General features: G+C 59.0%; 2 protein-coding genes. One reads left to right on the top strand and one right to left on the bottom strand.

Annotated features, from left to right (window positions below; genetic code table 11):
• A partial coding sequence (locus JQC81_RS32825; protein ID WP_210347344.1) for a hypothetical protein occupies positions 1–231 on the top strand: 231 nt, incomplete at its 5' end.
• Positions 232–516: 285 nt separating this feature from the next.
• Here JQC81_RS32825 and JQC81_RS32130 read toward each other — a convergent pair.
• Positions 517–855, bottom strand: a complete 339-nt coding sequence (locus JQC81_RS32130) for a response regulator transcription factor (protein WP_203275816.1) — start codon at positions 853–855, stop codon at positions 517–519.
• Between the last annotated feature and the right edge of the window lie 1,726 nt (positions 856–2,581).

Raw genomic sequence — 2,581 nt, 5'->3', positions numbered from 1 at the left:
CTCTCTATGAGAAGAACAGAGCCCATTCGTGCCGGGAGCTACCCGCCAGATACGGGAACACGTTCATCCGCCAAAGGCGATGTAAAACAGCACGGACGCTTAGAGGCCGAAGATACGGCGCTCGCCCATACCATCCTGACGCTCAACCACGCTCCTGGAACACCGGAGAAAGAGGGGATTATTCCGCGTCGTCTCCTGGTCCGTTTTCGTCCCCGTCAGGCTCTTCGCTGAGAGCGCCGTCTATAGCCCTGACCATGTCCTCAAGCTCTGAGGGGCTGAATCGGAGAACAGCAAGCGTTCAGCCATCGACCCTCACGGTAACCTCAACCCCGCCATTATTCCTGATGGCACGAAAGTGCACGCGGCCATTCGGAGGAGTCATGTCCATCCTCACCATCACGCCAGGGGACTGCACCAAGTCCGATCCCCTCCATTTCTCCTGACAGCCACATTCCAGGGCTGACCAGATGATCATGGAGGCGGACCTTGCATCGAGGGTAAGCTTCGGAGCCGCACCTAGATGTGTTGGGCTGGTCCCTCGCGCTGTGGCAGGTGCTGGGACGCCCACATCGCCGCCTGCGTGCGATTCGCCACGCCGATCTTGTGCAAGAGGCCTTTGACATGAACCTTGATGGTGGCTTCGGTGACATCGAGCTTGCGCGCGATGGCCTTGTTGGGCGCTCCCTGCATCAAGCAGTCCAGGATTTGTGCCTCTCGCGGCGAGAGCTTGCAAGCCTTCGGATCGAGCAGCTTCGGCCCTGCCGTGGTGTTCTGGAGCGGCTGCTCTCGGTTTTGGCAAGTTTCATCCGAGATCAAGCGCAGGACCGCAGGGGGCAGCACACTCTCGCCCAGCATGATCAATTCCAGAGACTTGATCAGAACCGCGGGATGACGTGCTGTGACACAGAACCCGTCCACCCCTGCCTCGTGCCCGAGCTGTACAAAACAAAGATCAAACTGATCCGCCAGAGCCACAATCCGGATCTCTGACGAGCGTTCTCGCACTTGCCGGATCGCCTCAAGCACGGCATCAAAGCCTTGGCTGGCGTCAATGAGGGCTAGCGCAGGTCGTGCGGCCAACGGCTGGAGCCATTCTGCCCCTGGCGCAGACGCAGGCTCAACCAGCACAAATGGCGTGCCCTGCAGGGCGTGCTGAAGGCCAGCGCGCAGCAGTCCGTTGTCACCGATCAGAACCGTTGTGACCTCTGGTTCAGAACCATTTGAGTGACGCCCCGTCTGACGCAACGGCTTCGGTTGGAAAGGGATTGTTCGTGCAGGCATCGTTGCCCCCTGCCGCTGATGAGGCTGTCAAACGAATCTTAACAAGGATTAATCAATCGTCAGAGGTCTGTCTGTCGGGAGCCCGACAAAACTCAGTAGAAAAAGCTCTGCTTGGCCGCAACGCAGGTGTGCCTGCTGAGCTCATCGCCAAATTCCGGGCCAGCTTAGCCAGACATTGCTAAGGTTAGGCCCCTATGCGCACTGACCTTTGCTGGAGCCTCGGACGCGCGGCAAACGGCAATATGTCTGCTGAGCGGGTTCCGTTATTTCCAAGCAAGCCCCAGCAGGACTGCAATCAGCACCCCAGGGACGCTCAGCCCAAGAGCCACCACCAAGGGACCGATCAGGGATGTGAAGCCCCCTGGAACAACGCGCCAGGAGCCGCGTGGGTGCCTCAGCTTGGCTTCCCCTGTTGGCTCGCAGGAAGCGCGAGGTGGGCACCCAAAATGCGAATGATCTTGGCCACATCCTCTCTGGATGACCGTGTCGCGGCTGGCAGCAACTTGAACGCAAACGCGTGCCTCGGGCATGATCGACGCCTCCCTGCTTGTGCTCCGAGCGACTTCGTTTCCCGGTCGCAGATCAACCCGTTCGGCTCCGCATCGCGATTGACCAAGAGCCAGCATCGGTTCCTGGCTCTTGCGCAAAAGCCTTGCTCCACACTGACCAGCCCAAACCTCAGGTATTCTTTCGGATAGGCACCGGAATATTAGGATAGCAGTCCTGTTAACCAGGCCTTCAGAGGTTACTGTAGCGGTTGATGGGCTTGTGAATGAGGCTGGGGTGCCACAGGACGATCTGTTCCCCATTGAGCTGCTAGGGTTGCGGGCTCAGGAGAGTATTTTGGCAGAGTTTGGCGGTCGCCGCCCCTCTGTGCTGGAAGTCGCCAGCATCCCTGAGACCCATCTGCGTCAGCTCCCGGGGTTTGGTCCATCGACCATTCGGAAACTTCGTTCACTGACTCAGAGTGGGATCAAGTCGCTCTCAACCATTGCAGGTCTGGGCGATGCTGAGCTCTTGTCCGAGTATCATCGCCTGTCCGCTGAACAGACCCGCCTACGGGAGGAGTTCAAACGGCGCGAACAGGAGATTCGAGAGCAGTTACGCACTGTTCGCTCTGAGCTGCGCGTGAGAGGTCTTGCTCCACAACAAAGGTCAGGGGAATGAAGGTCCCACGACGCGTCCAGGGCTACACCGATGGTGTTGGCGCGCGAGTGATGAGGCTGCGGATTTCGCGGGATGGTGAGCACGGATTTCACCGCATCGTGAGCACGGATTTCAGAGGATCGTGAGCAGCGAT

The organism is Microvirga arabica (assembly GCF_016811235.1).
Lineage (GTDB): Bacteria > Pseudomonadota > Alphaproteobacteria > Rhizobiales > Beijerinckiaceae > Microvirga > Microvirga arabica.
This window is presented reverse-complemented; position numbering and strand designations above follow the sequence as displayed.